We start from the raw sequence: 14888 nt of genomic DNA, 5'->3' as shown, positions 1-14888 counted from the left end.
CTTGGAACCCGAATTATGCAGTGTTCCTTGGATTTTCAGATCGCATGTATTAAATAGTTTGCGTCACAATCGAATCGGGAATCGCATTTCCTCGCGAGATCCGAATCGGCTACGGCGCGGCCACCACATGCGCTCACCCAGGTCGATCGCAAGCGCGGGAACCAGCACCGTCCGCACCACGAAGGTATCCAACAGCACTCCGAATGCCACCGCGAACCCGATCTCCGCCGCGAAAACCAAAGGCAGCGTGAGCAATGCCGCGAACGTCCCGGCCAGCACGACGCCCGCCGCCGTGATCGTTCCACCGGTGGTGCGCACCGCGATCACCGTCGCCGTGGCGGTGTCGTGGGTCGCGGTCTCCTCTCGGATCCTGGCCATCAGGAAGATGCTGTAGTCGATTCCCAGACTGATCAGAAACACGAAGGCCCACAGTGGGAATGACGGGTCGGCTCCCGCGAACCCGAGCACCTTGTCGAACACCAGCGCGCTGACGCCAAGGGCCGCGGACAGGGACAGGGCGACGGTGGCCAGAACCACCGCGGGTGCGACCAAGGCCCGGAGTAGCAGCGCCATGATCACCAGGACGACGGACAGCACCAGGGGCACAACCGAATTGCGGTCGTGGCGCGCGGATCTCAGGGTGTCGAGCGCGACGGCGCTGCTACCGCCGACCATGGCATCCGGTACCGAACGCACTGCCGTGCGAAGACGTTCGACAGTCGTGAACGCCGCATCGCTACCGGTCACGTCGGCCGTCGTCACCTCCAAGTAGGCGAGACCGTCCGCGCGAACGGGAGTCGATACCGACACCACACCGGGAACCCCCGAGGCCAGCTCCCGCAGGCGATCCGGGTCCGCTGCCGGTCCGATGATCTGTACCGGGTCGCCGGATCCACCCGGGAAATGTTCGAGCAGAACCTGTTCGCCGACCACAGCGTCGGGGCGATTACGGAAGCTGTCCTGCGCCGGGAGGCCGGACGCGTGCAATCCGAACAACCCCAGTGAGAGGAAGGCGAGCACCGCTGCGGTGACCTGCCAGACCCTTCGCGGATGGGAGGTGATCAAGCGTTCGAGGCCATTCCCCCTGCGGCTTCCCGCCGGTTCGGGATCGCCGAAACATGGTGCGGCGGGCCAGAATATCCACCGGCCGCACAGCACGAGCAGAGCCGGATAGAGGGTAGTGAGCACCGCGAAGCTGACCAGAACTCCCGTCGCCATCACCGGGCCCAGGCTCTTCGTCGAGTTCAGGTCGGCCACCACCAGGCACAACAGGCTCAGCGCGACGGTGATCGCGCTCGCGGCGATCGCGGGTCCGGCGCGGCGGATGGCCGTGGCCATGGCCGCGTAACGATTCTCCGTGCGCCGCAACTCCTCTCGATAACGTGCCGTGAGCAGCAGCGCGTAGTCGGTGCCCGCGCCGAAGACCAGGACGGTCAGCAGGAATTCCGTGTCGCTGTTGACGGTGAGGCCCGCGTGTGCCGCCAGGAGGTAGATCAGCCCCTGCGCGACGGTCAGGGCCACCCCTACGCACACCAGCGGTAGCAGCCACAGCACCGGACTTCGGTAGGTGACCAGCAAGATCGCTACGACGATCGCGATGGTCACGTATAACAGTGTCGAGTTCACCGCGGAGAACGCGTCCGCCGAATCGGCTCCGTAACCCGCCGGCCCGGTGACGTGCACGCTCATCCCGGCATCGGAGACGATATCGCGGATCGAGCGCACCGTCGGCAGCGCATCCGTGACTCCCTTGACGCCCACCGAGATCGGGACCACGACTTGGATCGCCTTGCCGTCCTCGGACTCCACGGGCTCCGGGACCTGCCCGTGCACCTGCGGCAGCGTCGCGAACCGTTGTGAGTCCGACTCCGCTCGCGCCCGCGCGGCGGCGCTCGACACCGCGTCGCCGCGCTCGTAGACGACCACCGCCGGATACACATCCGACCCGATGAACTTCCCGGTCAGCTCGGAAACCTTCGTCGACTCCGCACTCTTCGGCAGCCACGTGGTGGCGTCGTTCTTCTCGGCCCCGCCGAGCTTGCCCGCCAGACCACCGGTGGCGACGAGCGCCGCCAACCAGAAGACGATGGCGGCCAAGGCGATTCGCCGCACGATCGGCGTAGATGGGAGGGATCGCACGGTTACTCGCCCTCCACCGGCACGGAGCGGGTGAGCTGATCGATCCGCTCGATGCGCCCGTCGGGGGACAGGCGGCCGACCATACACACTTCGGTGGCGGTCGGGCCGGTCGTCCGGAGGGTCGCGAACATGGTGTAGTGGGCGGCGATGCTGTCACCGGACAACACGGCTCGATGGATGCGGACCCGGACCGATTCGGCGTTCTTGCGGGCCGGGCGGGCGTGGGCGATCAAGGACTGACGGTTCAGGCGGAGGCCGTCGTTGCGGAAGTCGATGTCGGGGGTGAACCAGCGGTCGACCACGGTGGACGGGTCGTCGGCGGCGAACGCCACGTCGTGGGGATACGTGGTGAGGAACTCGTGCAGATCGGAGTCGTTTCGCATGCGGCCCACACTGCGGGGCGGCGCTCACAACGAGTTCACATCGCGCTCACACGCGTTCACTCTGTACTCACACGCGGTGATTCGAGGTGCTGTCGCCCACCGTCCGAAGACTGGATTCGACCGCCACGAGTGCGGCGTCGCGGGTGAGAACCCGGGCTCGTTCGTACGCGGCCGTCGCGCGATCGCTGCCGAGGGCGGCCGCCAATTCCGTTCGGAGTGCGACGATGTCGGGATAGCGGGCATCGGGGGCGCCACGCAACGCGTGCCCGGCGCCCAACGCCTCGGCCGACGCTTCGGCGAACCCGGCAGCGAAGCACACCCGTGCGACGCCGACCGCCACCTCGGCGGCCAACGGCAGGTCGCGGATGGCCACAGCGTTCGCCCACGCATCGGCGCAGTGGGTGGCGGCGGCAGCCGTCCTACCCTCGGCCGCGCGCAGCAGGCCCATGCGCAGCCCGAACATCGCCCGGTACGAGCGGTCTTCGCTCACGGCCGGTCCGAGGTCGGATTCGACTCGCCGCAAACGGCGCGCCGATTCAGCCAGATCCCCATCGAACCGAGCGACGTCCGCGGCGAGCAACTGGGTCATGACGGAGTCCGCGGCGGACAAGGTCTCCCCGGCCAGCGCGCGCAGATCGGTCCGTGCGGCCTCCACCTCGCCCGAATGCAAGCGGATCAGCACCAGCCACACCCGCAGTGCGACCGGCCTGCCCAGCTCCTCCGCCGCGACCAGCGCCGACGCCATCGCTTCCTCGGCCCCGCCGAAATCCCCGAGCGCGGCCCGCGTGAACGCCAGATACGTCAACGCGGTCGACCAGCCCCACCGCTCCCCGGCCTCCTCGAAACACTCCGCCGCCATCCGCAGATCCGCATCCAGCCGCGCCACCCCGGACTCATTGGCGTGCAGGAACGACCGCACCAACCAAAACATCCCCCGAGTCCACGCATCCGGATGTCCCAGCCACGGCTCCACAACTCCGAGCCCCACGTCGACTCGTTCGGCCGCCAACTCCACCAACGCCCGAGCCAACTCCGCTGCCCCGTCCGCTGTCGCCGATCCGGCCGAACCCCAACCCGATCCGGCCGAACCCCATGCCGATTCGGTTGAACTCCGAGCCGGCCCGGTCGAACTGCTGGGAGTCGGCGTGGTGGTAGTTGGTGGCGCGACGGTGTCCGCTGTCCAGCGGCGGATGTGGTCGGCGGCCGCGGTCAGCTCGGTGGCCTGGGCGGCGAGCATGGAATGTAGGGCGAAGGCCGCGGCCAGTGGGGGATGGGGGTGGAGGGTCGGGAGTTCGAGGATCGGGCGCAGGAGTCGGACCGCGTCGGTGTGATTGGCGTGGAGGGCCCAATACATCCCGAGGGCCGAGCCCAGGCGGGTGGCGGTGTCGGTGTCCGCCGACTCCTGGGCGAAACGGAGAGCTGCGATCAAGTGATCGTGGTGGGCGTGGAGGAGCCGGAGCCAGGGGAGTTGGGCGTGGCCGCGCAGGTGCGGATGGGCGGCTTCGGCGAGAGCCAGGTGGTAGGCCGCATGGGCGGACCGGGTCGAGGCCAGTTCGCCTCGGGCCGTGAGGTGCTCGCGACCGTAGGCGCGGACCGACTCGAGCATGCGGTAGCGCGGCTGCGGTGTGGGCAGCGCCGGATCGGCGACCAGCACGTCGACGAGCTGCACCAGTGATTTGTCCAGCAGCGCTTCGAGTTCGGTGGAGGCCACCCCGAGACCCTCGGCGGCGGCCGGGGTGAACGGCGCGGGAAAGACCGACAGGCGGGCGAGGGCGGTGCGCTCCTCCTCGATGAGAAGCTCCCAGTCCCAATCCAATACGGCCCGCAACGTGCGGTGCCGGGGGAGCGCGGTGCGGCTCCCGCCCGCCAGCACGCTGAACCGATCATCCAGCCGGGCCAGCAGCACCGGCAGCGGCATGACCCGCAGCTTGGCGGCCGCGAGCTCCAATGCCAGAGGCAACCCGTCCAGGTGACGGCAGATCTCGGCGACGGTCTCGAGCATGTCCTCCGTCGGCGCGAGATCCGCGCGGACCGCCGTAGCGCGATCCAGGAACAGCCGTACGGACGGAAAACCCGCGACATCAGTCGAATCCAGTGGCGGTACCGCCAACGGTGTGGTCTCCCACAGTGTTTCCCCACCGATCCCCAGCGGCCGACGACTCGTCGCCAGCACCCGCAGCCCCGGCACCCGCCCGAGCAGGTCCTCGACGAACCGGGCCACCTCATCGACGAGATGCTCGCAGTTGTCCAGCACCAGCAGCATCGGCGCGGTCGGCAACGCCTCCGCCAGCAAACCCACCGGATCCGCCCCCGAAGGCTCCACCGTCCGCGACAACGACACCCCCAGCGCCCCCGCCACGGCCTGCGGCAGATCCGAGGAATCACTCACCGCCGCTAATTCCGCAAACCCCACACCACCCGCGAACAACCCGCTTCTCGTGCGGTCGGCCTGGCCGCTCGCCGTGCCGTCGACCCGGCCGCTCGTCGTGCCTGCGGCCGCAGGGCTCGCCGCGCCCGGGACCGGCCCTCCCTCGCCGCCCGCGATTCGCCTGCGCAGTTCTCCGACCACGGCCACAGCCAGTCGTGTCTTCCCCGCGCCGCCCGGCCCGACCAACGTGACCAGCCGCGAGTCTCGGACCCGCCGCACCACCTCCGCGAGGTCGTTTTCGCGCCCGATCAAGCTCGTCAGCGGAATCCGGAGCCGCGCAGCCGGACTCGTGGCTGCGGTCGGCTCGATCGCCGAATCGCGATACGCCGGTGTCGACTCCCGCGGCCGCTGAGCGGAACCCTCGGAGTTCGTGGCCGGTTCGGACCCTGCCGCTCTGGTGCGGGACCCCCGGTCGCGTCGGAGGAGTTTCAGGTGCAGGTCCGCGAGCTCGGGGCTGGGGTCCATGCCGAGTTCGGTGGCGAGCAGGGTTCGGTAGTGGTGGTACGAAGTCAGGGCTTCGGGGGTGCGGCCTGCGGCGTGGAGGGCCTGGAGCTGGAGGAGGCGGGGGCGTTCTCGGAGGGGGTGGGCGGTGAGGAGGCCGGTCAGTTCGGTGATGAGCAGGGGATCGCCGGGGCGGGTGGACAATTCGGTGGCCAGGGCTGATTCGGTCGCGGTCAGGCGGAGTTCGTCGAGGTGGGCGGCGGCCGCGGCGGCGAAGGGCAGGGCCGATACGTCGGACAGGGCGGGGCCGCGCCACAGGGAGAGGGCTTCGCGCAGTTGGTGCCCGGCGGCACGGTCGCCGCGGTCGAGGCGCAGGATGCCGCCGCGGACGAGGCGCTCGAAGCGGAAGGCGTCGACCGACAGGGCGGCGATGTCGAGGAGGTAGCCACCCGCGCTCGCGCGGATCGGGGCGTCGGCGGGCAGCGTGCGGCGGAGGCGGGAAACCAGCTCGTGCAGAGCGTGTTCGGGGCGCTTCGGGGCGGCTTCGGGCCACAGGTCGTCGATCAGGGTGGGGACGCTCACCCGGCGGCCGGGGTCCAAGGCGAGGCGAATCAGCAGGGCGCGCAGGCGGGTTCCCGGGATGGGGACGGGCCGGGCGTCGTCCACTACTTCCAGCGGGCCCAGGATGGCGATGCGCACTCCGCGAGTGTGGCACGGCGGCACGAACGGCTCGGATCTTCGCTCGACCCCCCGAGCGGGTCCGGTGGCGTGCGCCGGAACAGGTGTGGTCAGTAGGCGCTGGACAGGACGCGGGCTCGCTGACGGCCTTCCTCTTCGGTATAGCCGGTGGCCAGGGCGCGGCGGCGGTTACTGCGAACCGCGGCGCTGAAGAGCTGATATTCGGCCGAGGGGACGCACACCTCACGGTACGGATGTCGCTGGCCGACGCGGCGCTGCGGGCCGGGGATGACCACACCGCGGCGCGGGTCGGGCCCGGCCTCCTGATCTCGCACCCACGACTGCAGGACGTGCGAATCGATACTGGGCAGGAATTCCACCGCACGATCCCATTCCAGGCCCTCCACCTGCATCGGATCGGCGACCGCGGTGACGACGACAGCGTATGCCGCACCGACGGAGTTGTCCGCCATTGGATCTACCCCCTGTCCATGCTCGAGATCTCCGGCGTTGCGCGGGGAATGTTCAGGATACTTCGAAAGATCTTGCACTACTGAGTGTTTCGCTGTACCCGCAAGTGGATTGCGGGTACTGGTCAGTCCTCGGCTCCGGAACGGGGCAGGTGCCGCCGGGATTCGGGACCCGCGGCGGGGGTGGCGGCGCCTTGGTGGCAGTGGCGCGAATCACGCCCCTGTTCCGCTCAGGAATACCCTCCCCACCCGCTATGTTCAAGTGGTTGCCATATCCACCAAATGTGGACGCGACCCGAGGAGGACCCGTGCAGTTCGGAATTTTCAGCGTCGGCGACGTGACGATGGACCCCACCACCGGCCGGACGCCCAGCGAGGCCGAGCGCATCCAGGCCATGGTCTCCATCGCCCTCAAGGCGGAGGAGGTCGGACTCGACGTGTTCGCCACCGGCGAGCACCACAACCCGCCCTTCGTGCCCTCCTCGCCGACCACCATGCTCGGCTATGTCGCCGCCAAGACCGACAAGCTGGTGCTGTCCACCGCGACCACCCTGATCACCACCAACGATCCGGTGAAGATCGCCGAGGACTTCGCCATGCTGCAGCACCTGGCCGGCGGCCGCGTCGACCTCATGATGGGCCGCGGCAACACCGGACCCGTCTACCCGTGGTTCGGCAAGGACATCCGCGACGGGCTGCCGCTCGCCATCGAGAACTACCACCTGCTGCGCCGCCTGTGGCGCGAACAGCGCGTGGACTGGGAAGGCAAGTTCCGCACCCCGCTGCAGGGCTACACCTCCACCCCCGCGCCCCTGGACGGCACCCCGCCGTTCGTGTGGCACGGCTCCATCCGCTCGCCCGAGATCGCCGAACAGGCCGCCTATTACGGTGACGGCTTCTTCCACAACAACATCTTCTGGGACATGCAGCACACCAAGCAGATGGTGACCCTGTACCGCCGCCGCTTCGAGCACTACGGGCACGGCACGGCCGAACAGGCCATCGTCGGACTCGGCGGCCAGGCGTTCATGGCCGAGACCGAGGCCGAGGCCAAGCGGATCTTCCGGCCCTACTTCGACAACGCGCCCGTCTACGGACACGGCCCGTCGCTGGAGGACTTCACCGAACTGACCCCGCTCACCGTCGGCACCCCCGAACAGGTCATCGAGCGCACGCTGAGCTTCGCCGACAATGTCGGCGACTACCAGCGCCAGCTGTTCCTGATGGACCACGCCGGCCTGCCGCTGGACATGGTGCTGCAGCAGATCGAGATCCTCGGCAAGGAGGTGGTCCCCGTGCTGCGCAAGGAGTTCGAGGCCCGCCGCCCCGCCGGCGTGCCCAGCGATCCGCCCACCCACGCGTCGCTGGTCGCCGCCGGCCCCGACGCCCCGCACCACCTGGTCGAGCCCGCCCGCGAGCGCGTGCTCGCCGAAAAGAACTGAGGCCGAGCATGAGTCGCAAACTCGTAGTCCTGACCGCCGGGCTCTCGCAGCCCTCCTCCACCCGGCTGCTCGCCGACCAACTCGCCGCCGCGGTCTCCGCGGCGGTGGGCGGGCGCGGGGAGAGCCTCGACGTCGACGTCATCGAACTGCGGGAGCTGGCAGGCGATCTCGCCACCACCCTGACCACCGGCGGGCTGCCCACGCCCGCCGTGGCCGCGGCCCGGCAGAAAGTCTCCGACGCCGACGGGATCATCGCGGTGACCCCGGTGTTCACCGCCAGCTACAGCGGACTGTTCAAGATGTTCATCGACGTCCTGGACACCGACTCGCTCAACGGCATGCCGGTGCTGATCGCGGCCACCGCGGGCACCGCCCGGCATTCGCTGGTACTCGACCACGCGCTGCGGCCGCTGTTCACCTACCTGCGGGCCGTGGTCGTCCCCACCGGCGTGTTCGCCGCCACCGAGGACTTCGGCTCCACCGGACTCGCCGAGCGCGTGCACCGGGCGGCGTCCGAACTCGCCCAGCAGATCGTCGCCGCGCCCACCGCCGTGCAGGGCTTCCTGCAGGACGAGCCGGTCCGGCGCCGCAGCTCCGGCAATGGTGTCGGCGCGGTCCGGCCGTTCGCCGAACTGCTCGCCGGGCACGCCGGCGACGGCCGGTAACGGATCGATAGCTGAGTAGCATGAGCGGATGGCTCAGGACATACTGCCCGCCATCCCGCTCGACTCCTGGCGGCCCACCAAGGAAACCCTGCACCGCTACGCCCAGATCGTCGGCAAAGTGGCCCTGGCCAAGGGGATCAGGCGCAACCACTGGTGGCACATGACCTACCGGCTCACCGCCCGCGGCTGGACCACCGTGCCGCTCGGCACCGCCACCGAAGGCCCCGTCTTCACCTGCGCGTTCGACTTCTTCGACCACGTGCTGCGCGTCTGCAACGACCGCGGCACCGAGGAGGAAGTGCCGCTCACGGGGCAATCGGTGGCCAGTTTCTACCTCGAGACCATGAACGCCCTGCGCAACCTCGGCATCGAGGTGACCCTCGCCCACCCCACCCCCTTCGACCTGCCCGACCACGGCCGGCCCTTCGACGAGGACGAGCAGCACCACACCTACGACCCAGCCGCCGCGCAGCGGGCCTTCCACGTCCAGAGCCAGGTCGGGCGCATTCTGGAACAGTTCAGCGCCACCTACTCCGGCAAGATCAGCCCGGTCCAGATCTTCTGGCACACCTTCGATCTGGCCGTGCAGCGTTTCTCCGCCCGCCAGATCCGCATGCCCGACACCGTCGACCCGGTGACCCGCGAGGCCTACTCGCGGGAAGTGATCAGCGCCGGATTCTGGTTCGGCGACGACAAGGTCCCCGAACCCACCTTCTACTCCTACACCGCGCCCGAACCCACCGGATGCAGCGACAAACCGCTGCGGCCCGAGCAGGCCCGCTGGGTGGCCTCGGGCTCCGGGCACAGCGCCTACCTGTCCTACGACACCGTCCGCGCCACCGCCGACCCGGTCGGCACCGCCCTGGACTTCTTCCAATCCGCATATGAGGCCGGATCGAGTCTCGCGGGCTGGGACGCTGTCGGTCTGGCCTGCCACAATGGCATCACCGATCCGGTGCTCACCACGCCGCGGCTGGGCTGGCCGGAATAACCCGATGCCCCGAACTGTCTCTCACACATAGTGTGTCGTGTGGGAGACGCGGGAGAAAAGGGGTCCAGATGCGTGAGGAACGCGTACCGAATCCGACGCTGACCGCATACCGGGAAACCACCTTCGTCGCCGGGCCCAGCACCCGGGTCGGGCTGATGGGGGCGCTGGTCCTGGGCAGCGTCATCCTGGTCTGGGCCGCCGAACGCGCCTCCCGCGAAGGCGACGACCACGGCTGGTTCGTCGCGGTCTCGGTCGCCGGGCTGTTCGTGGCGCGCGGGCTCTACCTGCGCCGGCCCATCACGCTGCCCCACCTCACCGGCGCGGCCATGACCCTGGTCGTGTCCAACTTCGCCTACCGGACCGACCACCCCGGGATCGGATTCGTGTTCCTCGCGGTCAGCGGCGCGATCCTGGTGCTGCCGCAGGGCAGCAAGCCCCAGCCCGAACAGCTGCCCCGGGTGGCCGAACTGGTCCGGCGCAGCTCCCGGGACCCGCTGGCCCCGTTCGCACTGCACTCGTCGAAGACCTACTTCTTCGATGACGCGGGCGCCGCGGCGCTCGCCTACCGGGCCCGGCTCGGCATCGCCGTCGTGTCCGGCGACCCGCTCGGCGACCCCGCCCGCTTCCCCGAACTGCTCACCGAATTCTCGCTTTTCGCGGGCAGCCACGGCTGGCGCATCGCGGTGCTCGGGGCGAGTCCCGAGGTGAGCGAGCTGTGGCAGCGGCGGGCCGTGGACCACCGCGGGCTGCGCGCCATCTCCGTGGGCCGCGACGTGGTCATCGATGTCGACCACTTCGACATGGTGGGCCGCAAATTCCGCAACCTGCGCCAGGCCGTGAGCCGCACCAAGAACTTCGGCGTCACCACCGAGATCCTGCCCGAGGTCGCGCTCACCGAACCGCAGCGCGAAACCCTGCTGTCCATCGTCGACGAATGGGGGACCGGGCGGCAGACCCGCGGCTTCTCCATGATCCTCGACCACCTGCTCGACGGACGGCACCCGGGCATGCTGGTGGTGATGGCCCGCGACGCCGACGGACGGGTGGTCGGATTCCAGCGCTACGGGACCGCCGGCAACGGCCAGGACCTCAGCCTGGACGTGCCGTGGCGGCGCCGCGACGCACCCAACGGGCTCGACGAGCGCATGATCGTGGACCTGGTGGACTACGCGCGCGAACACGGGATCAAGCGAATCTCGCTGGCGTTCGCGGCTTTTCCGGAGATCTTCGCCGACAAGCACCGGTCGCGGACCATGCAGGCGGTGTATCTGGCCGTGCGACTGGGGGATCCGCTGATCCGGCTCGAGTCGCTGTACCGATTCCTGCGCAAGTTCAACTCGTTCAGCGATCAGCGGTATGTGCTGATCCGGTGGCGTGAGGTGCTGATCGCGGCGGTGGCACTGCTCACCCTGGAGTTCGTGCCGCACCGCAAGCAGTACTGACCGACTCTCAGAGGCACCCCTGAAACCCCGGCCGGCGGAACCTGCTCGGCGTCAGCCCATACGGGCCATGATCGCGCGCGGCAGCACCGGCATCACCAGTCCCAGCACCCGCCACGGCCATTCGGGCACCGAGGCGCGCACGGTCTCCCGCTCGATGGCGGCGACCATGGACCGCACGCCCTTCTCCAGCGGCACAACCAGTTTCGCGTCCCCGGCCTTGGCGGACATCTCGGTGGCGATGAATCCCGGTTGCACCGTGGTGACCTTGATCGGAGTGCCGCGCAGCTCGATGGCCAGCCCCTCGCCCAGCGCCGTCACGCCCGCCTTGCTGGCCGCGTAGGCCGCCTTCTTGCCGGGCAGCCCGCGCACCGCGCTCATCGACGAGACCAGCACCAGGTGCCCGGCGTGCTCGCGGCGGAAGATACTCATCGCCGCCTCGGCCTGGGCCAGGGCGCTCACGAAATTCGTGGTGGCGGTGGCCAGATTGGCGTCGGCGCGCCCGGTGCCCAGGCGCGCGCCCTTGCCGATCCCGGCATTGACGATGATCCGGTCCAGTCCGCCGAGCTCCGCGCGCAGCTCCTCGAAGACCTTCGGGACGGCCGCGTGGTCGTCCACATCCAGGCCGCGCACCGCGACCGTGATGCCCGGGTGGGCGGCCAGCAGCTCGGCGCGCAGGGCTTCCAGATTCGAGACCCGCCGGGCGCACAACGCCAGATCGCGCCCCCGGCTCGCGAACTCGCGTGCCATGCCCGCGCCCAATCCGGAGCTCGCGCCGGTGATGAGAATCCGCTGCCTGGTCATGCGCTCACCCTAGTGACCCGGCCGAGCCCGCGCGGGGTATGGGGACGAGCCGATTCCCCGCACGGGCGCGGGCCGATCAGCCGAACGACCCGGTGCTGGGCCGGGCGGGCGCCAGGTGCCAGGCCCCGCAGTTCTGCGTCGAGAAGGCCACGTCGGTCGCCTTGATCTCGACCGTGATCGACCGCAGCCGGGTGAAGTCGCTGGCGATGATGTAGTAGTTCGGGTCCGGATAGTCCTCGGGGGTCTGGACCTTCCACAGCCGCCGCCAGAAGCAGCCCGCGGGGGCCGGATCCATGGACCCGTCGCCGATATAGATACCCGGCTTGATATCCACATTGACCAAATAGGTGCCGTCGACGGTGATATCGGTGGCCGGTTCGGCCGCCGCAATTCCGGACGCCGCCATTGTCAGCGCGGAAGCGAATGCTCCCGCGGCTACGAGCGCGCCTGCACGCACGATGTTCCTCCCTGAGCAGTTCACTGCACCGCACGGTTCCCGTCGTACGGTGTCGGTCGATCCCCGCGTCTCCCGGGAGGGGTTTATCAGAAATTTCGGTCTGTTTTCGGGAAATCGGGCGATTCCTGGGAATTCACAATCAAGCGATGCTCTTTCGGCCTCCAGCGCGATATTCAGTCATGGGAAGACTTCGCCCGGTCACGACCGGATGCGCCGGACATTGCGCCCGGCTGTGTACCGACACCGGACTGGCGGCTGTCCTCGCCGCCGATCGTGGTCTGCTGCACTGGCGGGCCATGAGTCGCCTCGGCGATCCGGGTCTGGCCGAACACGCCGTGCAGGAAACCCTGCTGCGGGCGTGGCGGGCGTGCGCGAGCTATGACCCCGACCGGGGCAGCGTGCGCACCTGGCTGCTCACCATCGAACGCAATGTGCTCACCGATATCGCCCGCTTCCGGGCCGCGCGCCCCGGCGACACCTGCTGGGACGAGATCGGCGAACAGGCCGAGAACCGCTGCGCCCGGCCCGACTTCAGCGACGCCCTGACCGACGGCATGCTGGTCGCCGACCTGCTCGCGCAACTGCCCGCCCCGCAGCGCGACGCCGTCGTCCAGGTCATCCTGTGTGACCGCGCCTACCAGGATGTTGCCGCCGACCTGGGCATTCCGGTCGGAACCGTGAAGACCCGGGTGCATTACGCGTTGCGATCCCTGCGGCGCGTGCCGCTGAGCGCGTGATCGAGGTGAACCAGCCGACCCTTCCCACACGTCGAACAAGCAGCGGCCGAATCGCATCGGTCCGGCCCCGAGCGAGGAGTTTCCGATGACCGACAGCACCTCTGAACCCGGCGGATTCCGCCTGGATCGCCGCACCGCGCTGGCCACCACCGCCGTCGCCGCCACCGCGCTCGCCGTGGTGGGCTGCGCCACCACCTCCGATGGGCCCGCCTCCGCCGCGCCGAAGGCCGAGCCGGGCGGGCCGGATTCGAAACCGGCGAAGAAACTGGACGTACTGGCCAATACCAGCGATGTGCCGGTCGGCGGGGGTCTGATCACGGGCGGCACCGTCATCACCCAGCCGTCCGCGGGGTCGTTCCTGGGCTTCTCGTCGGTCTGTACCCACCTGGGCTGCACTGTGAATTCGGTGTCCGGCGGGCTGATTCACTGCCCGTGTCACGGCAGCACCTTCAATCTGGACGGTTCGGTCGCGGGCGGGCCGGCGCCGCGGGCGCTGGACTCCCGGGCCATTCGAGTCGATGGGGATCAGATCGTCTCGGCCTGATCGGCGTTCTTCGGCCACGGCGGTTCGACGCGGAGGGGTTGCGTCGAACCGCTCAGGCGCGTCGTCCGGGCGGGACACGCGGGGTGGGGGATAGTTGGCGTTGTGGTCGCTTGCCATTGCGGCCGGTAGTGCTCCGGATCAGGGCATTTCGGTCGTTTGACCACTGGTAACGGTTCCGTCACGACGCTTGCCAGGTAGTAACTGGTGTTGCAAGAGTGAACTGCTGGGTCTGGTGTTACTAGTGGGAAGGGAGGGGCGCTCCGCCCGAGCGCCGCCGCTTATGAAACGAAGCATCACCAAGTCCGGAATCTGCACCGTCGTCACCGCGGCGGCCATCACCACCGTGGCCGGGATAGTTCCGGTGGCCGCGCTGGCCGCGCCGGCGCTGCCCGAACTGCCCCAGAAGCTGGCCGGGAAGACCATCTTCCTGGACCCCGGCCATCAGGGGCCCAATCACAGTCAGGACACCAACAAACAGGTCAGTGACGGTCGCGGCGGCACCAAAGCGTGCCAGACCACCGGCATGACCACCCTGCACGGCATCGCCGAGCACACCATCACCTGGAACGTCGCGCAGCTGGTCCGCACCTCGCTCGAGGGCCTGGGCGCGCACGTGGTCATGAGCCGGCCGGACGACACCGGCTGGGGCGGCTGCATCGACGAACGGGCCAAGGCCGCCAACGCCTCCGGCGCGGACGTCGCGGTCAGCATCCACGCCGACAGCGGGCCCGCCGACGGCAAGGGCTTCCACCTCATCGTGCCGCAGCTGCCGGTCCCCGACGCCAAGGTCAACGAGGTGCAATCCGGTGCGGGCCTGGCCGCCAGCAAGGCCATGCGCGACACCTATCTGCAGAGCGGCTACCAGGCCGCCACCTACAACGGCGCCGCCGAGGGACTCCAGACCCGATCCGATGTCGCGGGTCCCGCGCTCACCACGGTGCCCGACGTCTTCCTGGAAATGGGCAACGGCGCCAACACCGAGGACGCCCAGCAGCTGGAAACTCCGGAAGGCCAGCTCAAGCACGCGGTCACCATCACCACCGGGATCGCGTCCTACCTGCTCGGCGTGCCGGTGCCCGCCGCCACGGACAAGGCGGCGGAGAAGGCGGCCGAGCCGGGAACCCAGCCGGGACAACAGCTTCCGGCACAGGCTCCCGCGCCCGAGACGGCACTGGTCCCGCAGGCGGCGGTCCCGGTCCCCGAGGCCGTGGCCCGCGATCGCCCGCGACCTGACCGCCGCGGCCTTCTTCGACGTCGACAACACCATGGT

Annotated in this window: 13 protein-coding genes; 7 read left to right on the top strand and 6 right to left on the bottom strand. The window is 69.3% G+C overall.

All coding sequences use genetic code 11. The features are described 5' to 3' along the window. Window positions 1-63: 63 nt before the first annotated feature. The 4 genes from ACWELJ_RS00065 to ACWELJ_RS00050 all read right to left on the bottom strand — a co-directional run bounded on the left by ACWELJ_RS00065 (window position 64) and on the right by ACWELJ_RS00050 (window position 6542). Window positions 64-2112 (bottom strand): MMPL family transporter, encoded by a 2049-nt coding sequence (locus tag ACWELJ_RS00065; RefSeq protein ID WP_452363951.1) that lies wholly within the window; start codon window positions 2110-2112, stop codon window positions 64-66. Between the two features lie 29 nt (window positions 2113-2141). After that, the gene (locus ACWELJ_RS00060) at window positions 2142-2522 is read right to left on the bottom strand and encodes a nuclear transport factor 2 family protein (protein WP_452363950.1); all 381 of its coding nucleotides are present in this window, start codon (window positions 2520-2522) and stop codon (window positions 2142-2144) included. Between the two features lie 67 nt (window positions 2523-2589). Next, entirely contained in the window at window positions 2590-6090 is a 3501-nt protein-coding gene (locus ACWELJ_RS00055) for an AfsR/SARP family transcriptional regulator (protein ID WP_452363949.1), read from the bottom strand. 89 nt (window positions 6091-6179) lie between these two features. Continuing rightward, the gene (locus ACWELJ_RS00050) at window positions 6180-6542 is read right to left on the bottom strand and encodes a hypothetical protein (RefSeq protein WP_452363948.1); all 363 of its coding nucleotides are present in this window, start codon (window positions 6540-6542) and stop codon (window positions 6180-6182) included. A 305-nt stretch (window positions 6543-6847) separates the two neighbouring features. On the opposite strand from ACWELJ_RS00050, the gene ACWELJ_RS00045 reads away from it, so the two are divergent. The 4 genes from ACWELJ_RS00045 (at window position 6848) to ACWELJ_RS00030 (ending at window position 11079) form a co-directional block, all read left to right on the top strand. Further along, window positions 6848-7981, top strand: coding sequence for an LLM class flavin-dependent oxidoreductase (locus ACWELJ_RS00045; RefSeq protein WP_452363947.1), 1134 nt, complete (start codon window positions 6848-6850; stop codon window positions 7979-7981). Between the two features lie 8 nt (window positions 7982-7989). Further along, window positions 7990-8646: a CE1759 family FMN reductase gene (locus ACWELJ_RS00040; RefSeq protein ID WP_452363946.1), complete on the top strand. Its 657-nt coding sequence runs from the start codon at window positions 7990-7992 to the stop codon at window positions 8644-8646. A 28-nt stretch (window positions 8647-8674) separates the two neighbouring features. Further along, complete coding sequence (locus ACWELJ_RS00035; RefSeq protein WP_452363945.1) at window positions 8675-9637, top strand: DUF5996 family protein; 963 nt, start codon at window positions 8675-8677, stop codon at window positions 9635-9637. A gap of 68 nt (window positions 9638-9705) precedes the next feature. After that, entirely contained in the window at window positions 9706-11079 is a 1374-nt protein-coding gene (locus tag ACWELJ_RS00030) for a bifunctional lysylphosphatidylglycerol flippase/synthetase MprF (protein WP_452363944.1), read from the top strand. 51 nt (window positions 11080-11130) lie between these two features. On the opposite strand, the gene ACWELJ_RS00025 is transcribed toward ACWELJ_RS00030, so the two are convergent. Then, window positions 11131-11880 carry an SDR family oxidoreductase gene (locus tag ACWELJ_RS00025; RefSeq protein ID WP_452363943.1) on the bottom strand — a complete coding sequence of 250 codons (750 nt, stop codon included), beginning with the start codon at window positions 11878-11880 and terminating at the stop codon, window positions 11131-11133. Between the two features lie 76 nt (window positions 11881-11956). Next, window positions 11957-12337, bottom strand: coding sequence for a hypothetical protein (locus ACWELJ_RS00020; RefSeq protein WP_452363942.1), 381 nt, complete (start codon window positions 12335-12337; stop codon window positions 11957-11959). Window positions 12338-12516: 179 nt separating this feature from the next. On the opposite strand from ACWELJ_RS00020, the gene ACWELJ_RS00015 reads away from it, so the two are divergent. The 3 genes from ACWELJ_RS00015 to ACWELJ_RS00005 form a co-directional block, all read left to right on the top strand. After that, complete coding sequence (locus ACWELJ_RS00015; protein ID WP_452363941.1) at window positions 12517-13074, top strand: sigma-70 family RNA polymerase sigma factor; 558 nt, start codon at window positions 12517-12519, stop codon at window positions 13072-13074. An 85-nt stretch (window positions 13075-13159) separates the two neighbouring features. Further along, window positions 13160-13618 (top strand): QcrA and Rieske domain-containing protein, encoded by a 459-nt coding sequence (locus tag ACWELJ_RS00010; protein WP_452363940.1) that lies wholly within the window; start codon window positions 13160-13162, stop codon window positions 13616-13618. 280 nt (window positions 13619-13898) lie between these two features. Continuing rightward, on the top strand, window positions 13899-14888 hold a 990-nt coding region (locus ACWELJ_RS00005), incomplete at its 3' end, for an N-acetylmuramoyl-L-alanine amidase (RefSeq protein ID WP_452363939.1).

Source organism: Nocardia sp. NPDC004582 (assembly GCF_053602115.1).
The sequence above is the reverse complement of the archived record's forward strand: the minus strand, read 5'-3'. Positions and strand labels throughout refer to the sequence as shown.